Below are 15,018 nucleotides of genomic sequence, written 5' to 3'. Positions count from 1 at the left end.
CCGACCGTTGTCTTGTCCAACCCCATTCCCGGAAGGAGCCACACCCATGAAGCCTGCCCCGTTCGCACGCACCGCCGCCCTCTCCATCGCCCTGGCCCTGACCTGCGCCACCGCCGCCCTGCCCGCCGCCGCCAAATCGGTGGCCGAATGGCAGACCATCACCAGCCAGGCCAAGATACCGCTGGAGCAGGCCATCACCCGCGCCACCCAGGCCGTGCCCGGCAAGGCCATCGAAGCCCAGCTGGACGACGGCGACGGCATGGGCCCGCGCTACGAAATCGAAGTCATCACCCCGGCCGGCGACAGCGTGGAAGTCTGGGTCAACGCCATCACCGGCCAGGCCGCCCAGCACAAGAACGACGGCGCCGCCAAGCGCAAGGACCGCCAGCGCCTGGAAAAGGCCAAGTCCACCATAGAGCAAGCCATCCAGGCCGCCACCCGCCACACCCCCGGCACACCTGTCAGCGCGGAACTGGACTCCCACTGGGGCCAGACCAGCTACCAGGTCGAAGTGCTGCAGGCCAACGGCACGCTCATGGAAGTCAAGATCGACGCCGTGGGCGGCGAAGTCATCCGGGCCAAGAAGGACTGACCCACGGCCCCAACCCGGCAGCGCGCTTCAGCATGGGGCGCGCTTTTTTTTCGCCCATTTTTTGCCTCGCTCCCGCCATGTCGGCAGGCCATTCGCGTCTGCAGCGCCCTTCAGGCCAACGCTACCGACACCCCCTCATCCGCAAACCGCTTCGCGGCCCTGAGCAGATAGCTCACGGCATAAAGAATGGGGTCGTCGGCCTCATCGCCATTGAGATGCTCCACCACCTCAATGGCATAGCCCAGGTTCACCGCCGTGTCGTGCAGCAGGCCCACCAACTCCTTGTCCTCAGGCTCCAGCGACTGTGCCTCATCGGCCTTCACGTAACAGATGCGCAGCAGGTCGCGGCACACGCAGTTGATGGCCGTGATGTTGTGGCGAGCGTGCAGGTCCAGCACATCCAGCGCGGCGCCCATGTGCAGGACGGCGTCTATGGCGAGGTCTTCGAGTTTGGGTGGGGGTGTGGTGGCTAAGGCTTGCTGGTCCATCGGCACTCCTATTGGGAATTGCGCAGCGCCCAAGATCACTGGGCAGATGCAACGCCCAACCCCTCGAGGCGCCATCACTGCTTTACAAAACTCCAACTATAGGTGGAAGACGGTTCGCACGCAAACCCGGAAGCTTTGCTCACTTTAGTGAGCAGCCATGACAGAACTTGATAAAGCCTTTGGAAGCTTGTTGCGTGAACTACGCAACGAGCGCGCACTGTCCCAGGAGACCCTTGCCGCAGAGGCCGGGCTGGCGCGCAACTACATCAGCCAGTTGGAGCTTGGTAGCAAATGTCCGAGCCTTCGGTCTGTTTTCAGGCTGTGCAAGGTGTTGGGGGTTGCGCCTGGGGATGTGGTGGATGAGGTTGGTAGACGAGTAGAAAGAAGTGAAAGCGGTATCTAGTGAAGGACTGCTGCCGGCCAGCAGCGGAAGCTCGCGAATGGCCGCTTGTGTGCTCGCCGAATTGGCGGCCCGAACTCGCTGCGAGAGCCCTCAAAGCCAATGGCGCCGACCCAGCTCCGGGGCCATCTCCCGCTGCGTCTCTCGCCACACGCGTTCCAGGACGGAGGACATCCAGAGTTCACCATCTTGGAACACCCGCCACTGCCGCACGTCTCGTGCGCTGGGCTCGAAGTGCAACGACCAGGTGACGCCCCCGCAGGAGAACCTCCAGTCGAAAGGTTGACGACGATCTTCGGGTCCGCGCGGGGAAAGCACGGGCTGTCTTTCTGATACCCGGTCTTGCTGCCGCTTGGCGCGCGCATCGCGTCCGGCATTTGTTGCAGTGCGGTAGGCGCGCATGTTCAAATGTTAGGCGGAAATCGTTAACTATCGACAGATAACACGTTGTGCCTTACCATTGACGGCGTAGCGTAAAAACAATGCTTTCCCGATATTTTAGCCATGAGAATGTGAATTTCTTGGATCAGTAGTGAGTACTGTGTTTTTGTTTCCTGTCTAGTTCACCCCAAAGGAGAGATGAGATGGTAACGAAAAAGGAAATGGAAGAAAAGCTGGAAGTTGCCCGTTTGGCTGCGCACGCATCAGAGATCGCTGCAATCAATATCCGGCGCTACCTAGAGGTTCACGCAGAATCAGCCGCTGTGGTGAAGCCCGTAAACCGTGTGATGAAGATTGCTGATGATCTGACATTGGAAATGCAAAAAGTCATTGAAGCGTCTGCGGATTTGGCTGCAAAAAGCCTTAAGAAATTTACTGGCAATGAATAAGGAGTTTTCATGAAACTTCTTTCGAGTTTATCGTTCATGAATCCGGCGGCTATACGAAGAAATTTGGTGATGGTGAAGCGCTACGCCGATCAGACCACTGACCTCTCAAACTTTTCGGCTCTTCAACGCCTTCAGCATTTCCCTGATTCCGTTTTTAAAGAACCTGATCGCCACCAGCGGGTGAAAGATTCCGAAGTTTCTGCGCTGACGCCACTATTGGCTGGAATCATGGGTGGTGAGTTTCCACCTTCCTTTAGTACCATCAGTGACGCTGATTGCAAAGCTTACATTGGCCGTGCTGTGGCTGGGGAGCGTCATTGGAATCAACTCTTTCCTGAGGACTTCACCTGCTATGAGGAGTTGGTGCGCTACGTTATTTATGCCTACCGAGATACTTACTCAGGTGGAAGCGTCTCAAACGCAATAGGATGGATTTGGCTATCGCCTCAAGCTGACTGGACTATTGAAGAGTATTCTGAAAATATAATTCATGAATACACGCACAATGTTCTTTTCCTTGAGGAGATGGTCAATACATTATTTTCGGTTTCTGCATCAGTAATGGCAGAACCGGAAAATCGTGTAGTGAGTGCCATCCGTCGAGTACCCAGGTTTTTTGATCAGACTTACCATGCAGCGGCAGTCGCAATTGTGTTGGCCGAGTTTGCTATTTCTGGGGGTCGATTAAAAGATGCACGACTTCTTGTGCATGGCCTGCTTCCCTCGCTAGATGCCATGAAAGAGAAGCGAGCCCTGATGACAGACAACGGCTATACCTTGCTATTGGAGATGATTTCTAGGGGGCTAGCCCTTTATGAAGAGGTAAGCAAGAGCGCTGATTCGCAAGCATGGCAACTTGAAGGGGTTCCCGCTTAAAGTCAGTCACAGCCCGAAAAAGCATTCCAGCGGACCGCCTTCGGCGGCCGCTGAATTCAAACGTTGAACGTCGGCTTTGTTCCTCGCGATTCGAGCCGAACACCGACCGCTACGGGTCGACTTCCGACAGCTAGCAATGGGCAAAGTCCGGTGGCCATGGATCGCGCAGGCCCATATCACTCGCTCCATCCACCTCAACTTCCCAGAAAACGCCTCCAAAGCCGCGCGAAGTCCCGACATTGAACCACCGACGAGCATGGTGGTGCGTACCAGCCGTTGCAGCAACCTAAAGCTTATCCAGTGGCACTGCTCTAAAACGACAGCGCTGCTGAGCGCCATCAGCGCCCTTTGGAATGGCCCTTCGTTTGCGCGGTGGCCAAGCATTCCTGAAGCATAGAATTTCACTCTAATTCTTGTGTGTGGCTGACGCTGCAATTGGCACCAGAACACGCCAACCCTTTTTGTCGTGCAATGTCGATTTGCAGACAACTTGAATCCTTTTTCCTAAAACTCCACGGTCTGAAGACGCCCAACCTGATTCAAGTGGAACAGCGCATTGTTCGACTATTATTTTTGGATTTATTCGAACAGCAGTTAACTGTGTTCTCTTCTGCCTTTTTTCTTTCATCAAAAATTCATCTGCAGATCTCTTTATTTCTTGCAAATCTTGGATTGGTGGTGAATTTTTCTCACCAGCAGACGTGGTGCCAGAAATCATGATCCCCACCAAAATAAAGAAGATTCTCGTCATTGTCTTTGCACAGTTGATTTACGGCGGTCTCAAATATGAAGTGCAACACCTGAGCCTTAGGTAACGTGCACGAATGACTTCACCATACACACACTGACAATCAGAAGATTGCCTGGCCTTGGCATCCCTAGTGCGTCTGAGCCAGGGTGCAGCGTTCAGGAACCTTGCCATGCGAACGCCAAGCGACAGATACCGCTCGGCAACGCTGCTCCGTGCAAACGCACAGCTGCCGCACATCGGCAACTTCGGCGGCTCGGCGTATCCCATCGGTCTGGGGTTCATGGGCTGAAGCCTTCCACGAGGGGCTTGCACCGCCGATTCGAATCAGCCTATGGGTGGCCCTGAGGGCGCCTTTGAAAATTCCGAATTTTCAGGGATCGGGATTACGAAGACGATGGGGCCACTCAGTTCAAGTGGAGACAAAAATGCGATTCGAATTCCGCCCAATTGCCACCCCAATTGCCACGCTGGCACGGCATGGCTTGTTCATCGCAGCGGCCCTGTCCGGCGCGCTCGCGCAGGCGGCACCGCTGCCGTTTGACATGGCCACTACTTCCGAGCAGCGGTTTCAACTGGCCCTGGAGGCGCAGACTGCGGGTGACTACGCCACCATGCTCGCGTTGCTGCGCCAGGCGGCCCGGGATGGCGAGCCACAAGCCCAGGAAACACTGGCATGGATTCTTCTGGCAGGCCCAACCCTGTATGGCACCGCGGTGAAAGCGGATCGCTGTGAAGCAGTGCACTGGCTGCGGCAAGCCGTGGCAAAAGGGAATCAAACGGCCAAAAGCCAGTTGGATTTCCTGAACCGCCTGCGCAATGCGCCGAGTGGCAAGATGGCGTGCGCATCCGAATGGGAAGGGTGACATGCGCAAAATCCTTTTCGGATCGCAGCGTCGTCCTCAAGAATGCGCTGCGGGCGCAACGCTACTGGGACCACGCCTGGAGCACTGACCACCGCACCACGGACTTGTGCCCGTCCTCGCCCTGCCCTCAACCCGCATTCATCCCGCATTCACCAGCGCCTTCGCAAACGCCCCTTCACCCGCCACAGTCAACACCAGTTTCTGTGTCGCCCGAGTCGCAGCCACATAGAACAGTTTGGCCTCGTCCGCCGCATCTTCGCCTTCACGCGGCATCTGCCCCACTCCTGCAACGGCCACGACCGGGAACTCCAACCCCTTGCTGGCGTGCATTGTCATCACTTTGATGGTGTCGGCCAGTGGATCGAAGTCACCTGACCGATGTCGCACGCGATGCGGCAGTTTTCGGCGGCCAAGTGCCATGGCGCACTGGTTCATGGCGTCGTGATCGCGGCACAGGATGGCCATGTCACCCCAGGCGTGGCCTTCCTGATGCGCCGCAGCCAGCAGCTCGGCGATCTTGGCGGGTTCGTCCCGCAAGCTCGGCAGGCGCACGATCAGCGGCTCCTGCCCTTCGCGGCCGCAGCTGATGGGTTGCACCAGCGGAACACCGTCCTCATCCTGGGCATTGGGTTGCAGGAACTCGGCGGCGACGCGGTTGGCGATTTGCAGAATCTGCCTGGTGTTGCGGTAGTTGATCTTGAGAATGGTCGTGCGCCCAGAGGCCTGGATTCCCACGCTCTTGAAGCTGAAGCCACGCGCCTTGCTCTTGCCATAGATGTTCTGGGCGCTGTCGTACAGGATCAAAAGGCTGTTGGTCTCGGGGTCCACCATCTGGGTGACGAGCTTGAGCCATTCAGGCTGAAAGTCGTGCCCTTCGTCGACCATCACGGCCTGGTACTGCCCGGACGGAATCTGTTGCCGGTCCACGCCGCGAATCACAAACTCCACCATCTGATCAAACATGCCTGGGCCCTGAGCGGGTAGCGTCTGGCCATAGGCCACCAATTGCTGGCGACACCACTTGTGGAAGTTGCGGGCGTGCACCCGATCAGCCAGGCCTTTGGCCGCAAACCAGGCATTGAGCTTCACTGCCAAGGGCTCGTTGTAGCAGAGCACGAGGATGGGCTTGGTCGAAGCGGTCTTGGCCAGGTGTTCCGCACGATAGCCAAGAATCATGGTCTTGCCTGAGCCGGCAACTCCGTGGATCACGCGATGCCCATCGCCCAGGCTGCGCGCGAGTTGCTCCTGCTGCAAGTCCATGACGCGCATGATGTCCGGCAGCTCATCCGCGTCTTCCGGCAGAAGGCTGCCTTGCACCGGAACACGCACCTGCGGGAACATGATCCACCGCGTGCGCTCGAGCTGCGGCACCGACATGGCTTTGCCGAAAGCGTGGGGGAACATGTTCCACAGGCGCTGCTGGAAAGCCTCCGCATCAACGGATTCCAGCATCTCGTCCTTGCAGATGACCAGATGCGCATCAATCGTCTGGTCCAGTGCAGATTCTTCAAACTGCTTGCGCGTGATGTTGGTGAACACCACGCCGCTGCCCCAGGGAAATGCCAGCTTTCCCTGATGAGGGCCTTCGCCGTGAATGAGTTGCTGATCCCGCTCCAGCGCATTGACCACTTGAATGGCGCAGTGTCGCGCCTGAGCTGCCGGATTGATGACGACCTTGGGCCTTCCATCCACGATGAGCGTCCAGGCCTGTTTGGTCGCCTCTTGAACCGTCTCGAGCCGCCAATCCTTGGTCTCAAGAATCAGAACGCCCCTGCGTGGATGAATGACGACAAAGTCAGGATGCGTCTGCTTGGGACCGATGGGCACGTCATACCAGAGCATGTAATCGTCTTCGAGCTTTTGCTCCAAACGCTCGGCCAGCCGTCGCTCGCCAGGCGTCATGCGCCCAACGCACGCCCCCATCGCAGGAATCAGTACCGCCACTTTCTTCTCCTCCACAGAGCGGCTGAGGATACCGCACGCGCCATCTCTTCAGGAATTCGATGACTGGCCAATCCCAAGCCATCGAAAATCCGGAATTGAATTCTGAACGGCTCTCTGTTGAATTTCCTCGACTCGCGGGGAAACCAGTATGGAATTTGAAGGCGCTTCTGAAATGGCCAAGCAGATGGGGATTTGATTGTGGGAGTGATCGGCTCGGACGTATGCCTGTCATCTACGCACTCAACGACTACCGCTTTGGGCAATGCCGGAACACTGCCGAAGGTCGAAAGGACCAGTCATTGCGGCAAGCCCACACTTGCGCCGCAACGGCGGCGCCGCTCCGTGCAGATGCCAGAGGAGGCGACATCAGCGTTGCGGCCCGTCGCAGCGCCTTCGCGCTGGACGAACCGCCCTGGATCGCCGTGGCCCCGTTGTCTTGCCTATGCCATGCAGTCCCAGTCCCAGTCGCAGTCGTTCAGGGAGTGCCGTATTCGCTCAGCTTCTTGCTGAACCCAAAGGTCCACAGTCGCTGCGTGCGATCGTTGACGTCATTGGTGGTAAAGCGCAGGCTCGCCGCGCCCTTGGCGCATTGGCCGTCGTTCACGATCTTGCCTTCGGCGTCCACCATGCATTTGGTGACGTCCGAGCCTTCGATTTCCTTGCCGCTGGCGTCCAGCACGGCCAGCGAAACACCGAAGTCGGTGTCGTTGGTCAGCGCCAGCGTGTAGTCATCGACCAGTGCCAGGCCTTCGGCCTTCTCGGCCACCCAGCCGGTGGCGTTCAGGTTGAAGAGCCGGGTCTTCTTGAGCGTCACGACCTTGGAATAGTCCGAGCCATTGACCGGCTTGCCAGTCAGGCTGCTCTTTTCCAGGTCGGAGCCCAGCGCGGTGATGTCGGTGGCGTTGGCCGGAAACTCGATCAGAACCAGGTCGTTGAAGACTTTTTTGTCCTTGCCCGTGCCTTGCTCGATGGCGATGAATTTCCCCTTGCCCAGTGAGACCACATCACCCAGCTTGGCATTGCCGGTCTTGCCTTGGTTGTACCAGCGGCTGTCCACGGGCAAGGCAAACAGGCGGGTTTTCTCGGTGGTCGGGTCAAATTCCACCCAGCGCACAAAGCGAGCGTAGTCGCGCACGTTCTCCGACTTGCCAGTGGCGTCGGCAACGGCAGCGGTGGTGTAGTCGGCCTTGCCGTCGTCCAGAGGGCTTTGCAGGAAACCGTGCAGCTTGCCGCTGGCCACATCAATGCTCAGCCCCTCCATGCCACGGTTGGCGCGGCGCTTGGCGAGAATGGCCGGCAGATCGGCCGCGCCAGCGCCGGGCCCGTATTTCTTCTGGATGATGCCGGTCGCCGGGTCGATCTTCACGATGAAGGGTCCGTATTCGTCGGACACCCACAGCACATTGCGTGCGGCATCCACCACCACGGATTCTGTGTCCAGGCCGAATTCGCTGTAGCCCTTGGCCTTGCCGGGATAGGTGAAGGAGTCGTCCAGGACTTGCTCGCCCGTGTTGCCTGTGATGCCCCGTGGCTGCACGCGGCCGTTGGCGTTCTGTGTGGCGCTGAATCTGAGCGGCAGGGTGGAGACGAGCCTGGCTCCGTCTTTTCCGAGGGCGATCACGCCGATGGACGGAGTGAAGTTGGGCGAGGGAAACACCGTGGAACTGGCAAAGCCCGTGGGATTGGAGCCGTCGGTGATCTGCGTGACCGGGCCGGTGGTCGCGTTCGGGCCGCGATCGGTGATGGCGTAGAACTCCAGCGTGCCGTCGGCACGCCTGCCCTTCAAGGCCAGGCCTGAACCGTAGGCTGGCAGAAAGCCCTTGGGGAAATCGGCCTTGGTGGCGGGGTGTTGGCCTTCGTAGGGGAAATAGAACCTGTCGTCGAACTGAACGTCCTGGCGCGTGACGGTGGCGCGGATGCTGCCGACGCCGGTGGTCTGCGTCACCGTCTCGGAGCCGGCGGCCTGGAACGGGCGGGTGTCGGCGCAGGCGCTCAGCAAGGCAGCCGCGGCGGCGATCACTGCCATCAGGCAGGAAGAAGAAGTGGGGGGTCGCATGGCGAGTAGGTCTTGAGAAGAAGAGGCAAGCCTGATAAGCAGATCGGCAGATAGGCAGATCGGCAGGCCCTGCGTGGCAAGGGCCTGCCCAAGCTTGAAGGCTTCGTTTCTGGAAAAGGCGCTGTGCCGCTCAGAACGAGTGGCTGATGCCCAGATCCACACCGGTCGAGCCGGCGTTGGCCACACCCGCAGGGCCGCCGATCAGTCCGACGCTGGCGCCGTTCTTGTTGTTGACGCGCGCCAGCCCGGCGTACAGAGAGGTGCGCTTGGAGAAGTCGTAGACATATCCGATCGAATACTTGTCGGCCTTGCCGCCGCTGCGCGTGAGGGCAGAGGCGTTGCCGCTGAACTTGGCGCTGGCGTACTTGATGCGCAAGCTGCCTGGCCCCATGGGGATGGTTGCGCCCAGGTAGAAACCGTCCACCTTCCCGGAGGTTGCGCCGTTGACGGGCTCCCACTTCAGGCTGTTGTATCCGCCATTGAGCAGGAAACTGCCGAAGTTGTACGAGGCGCCCAGTACCAGGTCTTCCAGATCGCTGGTTGCAGCGATGGCGCTGGGCGAAGCCACGGCTGCGGTGCCGTCGATCCTGCCGTAGCCGATACCCACGTTCAGCGGGCCCGAGCGATAGCCCAGGTTGCCGCCTATGTACCTGCGCGCCTTGCTTGCGCCAGAGCCGGAGGCGTTCTCGTCGCCAAAGGAAACCGAGAACTGGCCATAGACACCGCCCAGGTCGCTCGGCAGGAAGTAGCCCACGGCGTTGCTGATGCGCGTGCGGTCAACCACGCCGTTTTGGCTGGCGGCGTTGTAGGCAGTCTGGCGGATCGTCTGGAACAGATTGGCCTGCACACCGGTGGTGGTGTCGGGGCCCGCGAAAGCGGTGAAGATGTTGTAGCTGGGGGTGTAGTCGCGACCCAGCCGGATTTCACCCCAGGAATTGTTGCTCAGCCCGATCGTGGAGCGGCGCTCGAAGCCAAGGGAGCCGCTGCTGCCGCCAGTGCCGACGTCGGGGTTGAGGCCGCCTTCAAGCCAGAGCTGAGCTCTGTTGCCGCCGCCGAGGTCCTCCGTGCCACGCAAGCCAAGCAAGCTGGTCTTGCCTTGGCTGGAGTTCAGTGCATTGAGCCTGTTGCTGCCGGACTTGGCAATGGTGACACCGACGTCCACCACACCAAAAATGGTGACGGAAGATTGTGCCAAGGCCAAGCTGGAAGAAGAGGCGAAGAATGTACCCATCGCGAGTCCCAGAATGCGCGAGCACGTTTTTTGATTTTTCATTGGCGAGATACGAACTGAACTTATTAATGAGAATGACGGTAGCCTCCTGCCACCGCTGCGGGAACTCTAGGCAACACATAAGTATTCTTCGTGACAGCTGTGCTGTGTGACATGAAAGTCACAGCAGCGGCGGTGCCTGCGGCACGTTTCCTGCAGGGAAGCCCTATCGCCGCCACCCTTCAGTCATGGTCTGCACGACGGGGCAGATTATTCATTGCCGATTTGTTTGATTCATATTCGAGAAATTGGCGGAAATATGCATTCTTTTGCCATTTTCCCAATAAGGTTCTCGACTTCCATATTTTCAATGGCACATTTCGAGCGTTCGTCGACCGATTCATCGGTCATTGGGGACCCAAATTCAGCCCATTGCACGGCCAGTTCAACCCCATAGTCCCTGGGAGGGCGAAGTCCCACAAGAATTGCCGCACCGAGGACTGCAGCCTCAACATCGGTCGCACCAGCAGTCACAGCTATGATCCCCAGGCAGCATCGCCGTCCCCGCCAGCGGCGAGTTGCCCCCTCTCCTCCACCCAACGCCCCGCTCCATCCCCCCATGATCCAAGAGTCCGAAGAGATTGCCCTGCTCCGGGAGGAAAACGCCCGGCTGCGGGCGCAGCTGGCGATTGCCACGGCGGGCCATGCCAGCGCCGTACAGGGCGCGGGCGCCAGCGATCAGGACCCGTTCAATGCGCAGGTGGCGGACCAGAAGACGCTGTTTTCGGATTTCATCGAGCATCTGCCGATAGGCCTGTGCCTGGTGAGCAAGGGCGGCAAGGTGCTGATGTCCAACCCGGCCTACCGCCATTTCCTGCCGGAGACCCCCATCCCTTCGCTGCTGTCGGCCGAGGAAGACCGGGGGCGCTGGCGCAGTTGGGACAAGGAGGGCAAGCCCGTTCCCCGCGACCAGTTTGTGGCTGCCCGCGCGTTCCGCGGGGAGCTGGTGGTGCCGGGTGTTGACTGCGTCTATGACACGCCCCAGGGGCTCGAAGTATGGACGCGCGTGTTCGGGGTGCCGCTGCGCAATGCAGACAAGGAAGTCGTGGCCACGGCCATCGCCATTTTGGACATCGATGCGGAACGGCGGGCGCTGGACCTGTTGCGCCAGAGCGAGGAACGGCTGGATGCGCTGGTGCGGTCCTCCTCGGAGGTGCGCTACTCCATCAGTGCGGACTGGAGCGAGCTGCACCAGCTGGCAGGCGGCGGGTTCATCCCCGACACGCAGGCGTCCAACACGAACTGGCTGGAAGATTACATCCCCCCGGAGGACCGCGACCTGGTGCGCGCGGAGATCGCGCGGGCCATCCGCACGAAGACCGACTATGTGATCGAGCACCGGGTGAACCGGGTCGATGGCAGCGTGGGCTGGGCGTTCTCGCGCGCCGTGCCGCTGTTCGATGCCGCAGGCGCCATCACCGGCTGGCTGGGAGCGGCCTCCGACATCACCGAGCGCAAGCAGGCCCAGGCCGCGCTGGAGCGCTTGAATGCCACGCTGGAAGAACAGGTGGCAGAGCGCACGGCCGACCGCAACGCGCTGTGGCAACTGTCTTCCGACATCATGATGCGCTGCACGTTCGAGGGCATCATCACTGCGGTCAACCCGGCCTGGACCGAGGTGTTGGGCTGGCGTGAAGACGAGCTGCTGGGCACGACGCTTTTTCATCTCATCCATCCGGAGGATCTGGCGCGCACCATCCAGGACACGCAGGAGCTGGCCACAGGCATGGCGCATGCCCGGTTTGACAACCGGTATCGCCATCGGGACGGGAGCTACCGCTGGATCTCCTGGTCCACCCGTTCGGCGGCAGGCCGCATCAATGCCGTGGGCCGCGACATCACATCCGAAATGGGCAAGGCCGAAGCGCTGGCCAAGGTGCAGGAGCAACTGCGCCAGTCGCAGAAGATGGAGGCCGTAGGCCAGTTGACGGGCGGTCTTGCGCACGACTTCAACAACCTGCTGGCGGCCGTCATGGGCAATCTGGAGCTGCTGCAGCGGATGCTGGCGCGCGGCCAGGTGGACAACCTCACGCGCTTCATCCATGGAGCGCAGGGGGCGGTGCGGCGCGCCGCCACGCTCACGCAGCGGCTGCTTGCGTTCTCGCGCCGGCAAATCCTGGACTCCAAGCCCACCGATATGGCCGCGCTCCTGGCCGATTGGGAGGACCTGCTGCGCAGGACCGTGGGCGCCAGCGTGGACATCGACATCGTGCCGGCAGCCCATCTGTGGCATGCGCAAATCGATGGAACGCAGCTGGAGAACGCCATCCTGAACCTGTGCATCAACGCTCGTGATGCCATGCCCGAAGGCGGCCGGCTGACCATCAGGACAGCCAATATCGAGCTTGAAGAGGCGGCAGCCCGGGAGTGGGATCTTCCGCCGGGCGGCTATGTGTCGCTGTGCGTCACCGATACGGGCACCGGCATGTCGGAGCAGACCATTGCGCGCGCCTTCGAGCCGTTCTACACCACCAAGCCGGTGGGCCATGGAACAGGGTTGGGGCTGTCGATGATCTACGGCTTCGCGCGGCAATCGGGAGGAGCGGTCAGGATCTTCTCCCAGCCGGGCCAGGGCACCACGGTCTGCCTGTATCTGCCCAGGTGCGACGCCGCGCCCGTTGCAGAACGCGCGGTCGATGCGGCAAGGCAGGTAGTCGTTCCTGCCCAAAGGACCTTGCTGGTGGTGGATGACGAAGCCCCGATCCGCCATCTCATCGACGAGGCGCTTGTCGACCTGGGCTACACGGTGCTTGCCGTGGCCGATGCAGCCGCCGCGCTGCAGGTACTGCGCGCCGGAACCCGGGTGGACATGCTGATCACGGACATGAGGCTTCGCGGCGGAATGAACGGCAAGCAGCTTGCCGACGAGGCACGCCTAGCCCGTTCCGACCTGCCGGTGCTCTTCATCACCGGATTCACCGAGGCATCTCCGCTCAGCCAGGAAAACCTGCACCCCGGTACGCAGCTTCTGACCAAGCCGTTCACATTGGATGCGCTGGCGCTCAAGGTGGCGGAGATTCTGGGCAGTACCGACGCTGTGCCATCGGACTGAAGCTGGCACATGGGCACATGGGCATGTGGGCAGAGTCGATCGCCGACTACAGAGGAGCGCTGCCAAAGCGGTAAGAGCACTCAGTGCCCAGCGCCTGACTGTCAACTTGGTAGATTGCAGAGTAAGGCGAGAAATCGTTTTTCTTTCTCAAGGAAAAGGCATCCGGGCAAACCTCAATCAGTTCGCGCAGATGAGAAGAATAAGGGCCGTAAGTCCATTCTCCCGCATCGAAAATATATTCAGGTTTGAAATTGGCAAGTTCTTCAAGAAAGTCCTTGGGTGTCAACACACTCCTGTGTAGCTCGGGCCGGCCAATGATGGTCCTGTTGAAGAACATGCCATATTGATAGTTGCTGACAACAAAAATTCTTCGTCGATTATCTATGATATCTCGATACACATCAGTTGATTCGTCTCCAAATTGAGATATGAAAATTGCCTTATTCCCATCTTGCAGATTTGAATAATTCCGCTGATATGCAAGATATACGGATGAAGTCAACAGAACTACAGACACCGCCACGCAAATCGTATCCGTTGGAATTCTCTCTTGAAAATTGAAGATCCTTGGTTGTCTTGAAATACCATCAATACATGGATATCTTTGAATCAGCAGATAATTGGCAAGAGCCGTGGACACAAACAGAACATGGATTCCATGTCGTTGTTCATAAGCACCTACGGTAAACCAAATAACCAGGAATGGCAGGACACAAAGAATCCAGAAAACCCTGCCTCTAACTGAAAACAAGGAGACCAGCATCGTCCCAATGAGAAGCATGCCTATATCCGGGGAATCGACGATGTACTTTTTCAGGGATAGCATGACTGACGCCATCCATCCGCCATTTTTCTTCACGATATCAAGCACCCCTTGATTTCCCGTGAACTCCGGGGCAACAAAGAGGGGCCATATTGCCGCGAGCAGTATCGCTACAATGCACGCGGCCAATGCCGCAGGCCGCCATCTCCAACGCCACACGCCATAGATTATCAGCATGGGAAGCGTGGCAAGGCACCAGATCAATCCGGGTTGTTTGGTGAGAGACGCCAACAAACCGCAGAACAGCGACAGCATCAAGGGACGCAATTTGGCAGGCTTCTCGGAATACTGCAGCAAGAGCGTGAAGCTCAATAGAATCAATGCCGTAGCAAGCGGATCGGCATAGGCCCAAAACAGCAGATTTCCAAAACTTGCCAATGCTCCGAAAGTAAGCAGCAATGTCAGCCAGTTGATGAGTTGGCTGGAGCTCCTTGCAACAAGATCGGAAAATGCAATAACGATAACGAGAGCCGGTATTCCACACACAAGCTTCGCAGCGAAATGTGATACGTGATTGCCTTGCGCCAGGAATACGGAGCCAAGTTCATATGCAAAAAACTGAGGATACGGAGCCTGAGTGTAGTAGGTGTCATAGGGCTGACCCAAAAAATGCTGCACACCCCACATTCCCCAGCTATATATTTCGTCGTGCCTGATGAATCCGGTGCTTGTGGACTTCAGTGCAAAGAAACAAACGCCAAATACCAACAGCAAGGCAAATAAAAGCAAAGGCAGGTTTGCGCTAGTCAGCACCCCGGAAATAACACGTGCGAGGGCAAAGATCAAAAATATAAATCCCACAATCCATGGCAATATATACAACAATCTGGGCAGCTCAATATCACCATTATAGAACGCAAGTCCTACCGCCAGGAAAATCCCCACTAACGCAAATGCCGCATACTCCGATGCAGATATATCTGCAGAATTGAATTTTCTCTTAGAAAACAACATCAATATTGCCAAAGATAAGCCAGAAAACTCAAAGAATTAAAAAATACAGTGAGCATGCTTTTTCAACGTGGGGAGGTATTTGGCCAATTTTGCATAGCCACAATCAAAAACAGCCTCAA

Annotated in this window: 12 protein-coding genes; 6 read left to right on the top strand and 6 right to left on the bottom strand. The window is 58.5% G+C overall.

Annotation, left to right across the window (positions count from 1 at the left end; translation table 11 throughout):
• Positions 1 to 46: 46 nt before the first annotated feature.
• Positions 47 to 592: a PepSY domain-containing protein gene (locus BO996_RS17010; protein WP_016445999.1), complete on the top strand. Its 546-nt coding sequence runs from the start codon at positions 47 to 49 to the stop codon at positions 590 to 592.
• A 110-nt stretch (positions 593 to 702) separates the two neighbouring features.
• Here BO996_RS17010 and BO996_RS17005 read toward each other — a convergent pair whose 3' ends face one another.
• Positions 703 to 1,080: a hypothetical protein gene (locus BO996_RS17005; RefSeq protein ID WP_071955812.1), complete on the bottom strand. Its 378-nt coding sequence runs from the start codon at positions 1,078 to 1,080 to the stop codon at positions 703 to 705.
• Between the two features lie 157 nt (positions 1,081 to 1,237).
• Between BO996_RS17005 and BO996_RS17000 the strand changes: the two genes are divergently transcribed.
• The 3 genes from BO996_RS17000 (at position 1,238) to BO996_RS29175 (ending at position 3,186) form a co-directional block, all read left to right on the top strand.
• Positions 1,238 to 1,483, top strand: coding sequence for a helix-turn-helix domain-containing protein (locus tag BO996_RS17000; protein ID WP_071955810.1), 246 nt, complete (start codon positions 1,238 to 1,240; stop codon positions 1,481 to 1,483).
• Between the two features lie 581 nt (positions 1,484 to 2,064).
• Complete coding sequence (locus tag BO996_RS29180; RefSeq protein ID WP_156897977.1) at positions 2,065 to 2,310, top strand: hypothetical protein; 246 nt, start codon at positions 2,065 to 2,067, stop codon at positions 2,308 to 2,310.
• Between the two features lie 9 nt (positions 2,311 to 2,319).
• On the top strand, positions 2,320 to 3,186 hold the full coding sequence (locus BO996_RS29175) for an aKG-HExxH-type peptide beta-hydroxylase (protein ID WP_156897976.1): 867 nt from the start codon (positions 2,320 to 2,322) through the stop codon (positions 3,184 to 3,186).
• Positions 3,187 to 3,592: 406 nt separating this feature from the next.
• On the opposite strand, the gene BO996_RS29170 is transcribed toward BO996_RS29175, so the two are convergent.
• Positions 3,593 to 3,937, bottom strand: a complete 345-nt coding sequence (locus BO996_RS29170; protein WP_156897975.1) for a hypothetical protein — start codon at positions 3,935 to 3,937, stop codon at positions 3,593 to 3,595.
• A gap of 425 nt (positions 3,938 to 4,362) precedes the next feature.
• Between BO996_RS29170 and BO996_RS16995 the strand changes: the two genes are divergently transcribed.
• Entirely contained in the window at positions 4,363 to 4,800 is a 438-nt protein-coding gene (locus BO996_RS16995) for a sel1 repeat family protein (protein ID WP_034398531.1), read from the top strand.
• 138 nt (positions 4,801 to 4,938) lie between these two features.
• On the opposite strand, the gene BO996_RS16990 is transcribed toward BO996_RS16995, so the two are convergent.
• The 3 genes from BO996_RS16990 to BO996_RS16980 form a co-directional block, all read right to left on the bottom strand.
• Complete coding sequence (locus tag BO996_RS16990; RefSeq protein ID WP_071955808.1) at positions 4,939 to 6,702, bottom strand: DEAD/DEAH box helicase; 1,764 nt, start codon at positions 6,700 to 6,702, stop codon at positions 4,939 to 4,941.
• A 517-nt stretch (positions 6,703 to 7,219) separates the two neighbouring features.
• Positions 7,220 to 8,800 carry an esterase-like activity of phytase family protein gene (locus tag BO996_RS16985; RefSeq protein WP_071955806.1) on the bottom strand — a complete coding sequence of 527 codons (1,581 nt, stop codon included), beginning with the start codon at positions 8,798 to 8,800 and terminating at the stop codon, positions 7,220 to 7,222.
• A gap of 130 nt (positions 8,801 to 8,930) precedes the next feature.
• The gene (locus tag BO996_RS16980) at positions 8,931 to 10,031 is read right to left on the bottom strand and encodes a porin (RefSeq protein WP_071955804.1); all 1,101 of its coding nucleotides are present in this window, start codon (positions 10,029 to 10,031) and stop codon (positions 8,931 to 8,933) included.
• Between the two features lie 598 nt (positions 10,032 to 10,629).
• On the opposite strand from BO996_RS16980, the gene BO996_RS16975 reads away from it, so the two are divergent.
• Positions 10,630 to 13,122 carry a PAS domain S-box protein gene (locus BO996_RS16975; protein ID WP_071955802.1) on the top strand — a complete coding sequence of 831 codons (2,493 nt, stop codon included), beginning with the start codon at positions 10,630 to 10,632 and terminating at the stop codon, positions 13,120 to 13,122.
• 46 nt (positions 13,123 to 13,168) lie between these two features.
• On the opposite strand, the gene BO996_RS29165 is transcribed toward BO996_RS16975, so the two are convergent.
• The gene (locus BO996_RS29165; protein ID WP_156897974.1) at positions 13,169 to 14,899 is read right to left on the bottom strand and encodes a hypothetical protein; all 1,731 of its coding nucleotides are present in this window, start codon (positions 14,897 to 14,899) and stop codon (positions 13,169 to 13,171) included.
• Between the last annotated feature and the right edge of the window lie 119 nt (positions 14,900 to 15,018).

This window comes from Delftia sp. HK171, from assembly GCF_001886655.1.
In the GTDB taxonomy this organism is placed as follows: Bacteria; Pseudomonadota; Gammaproteobacteria; order Burkholderiales; family Burkholderiaceae_C; genus Comamonas; species Comamonas acidovorans.
Note: the sequence above shows the minus strand (reverse complement) of the source record. Positions and strands in the feature narration are given on the sequence as shown.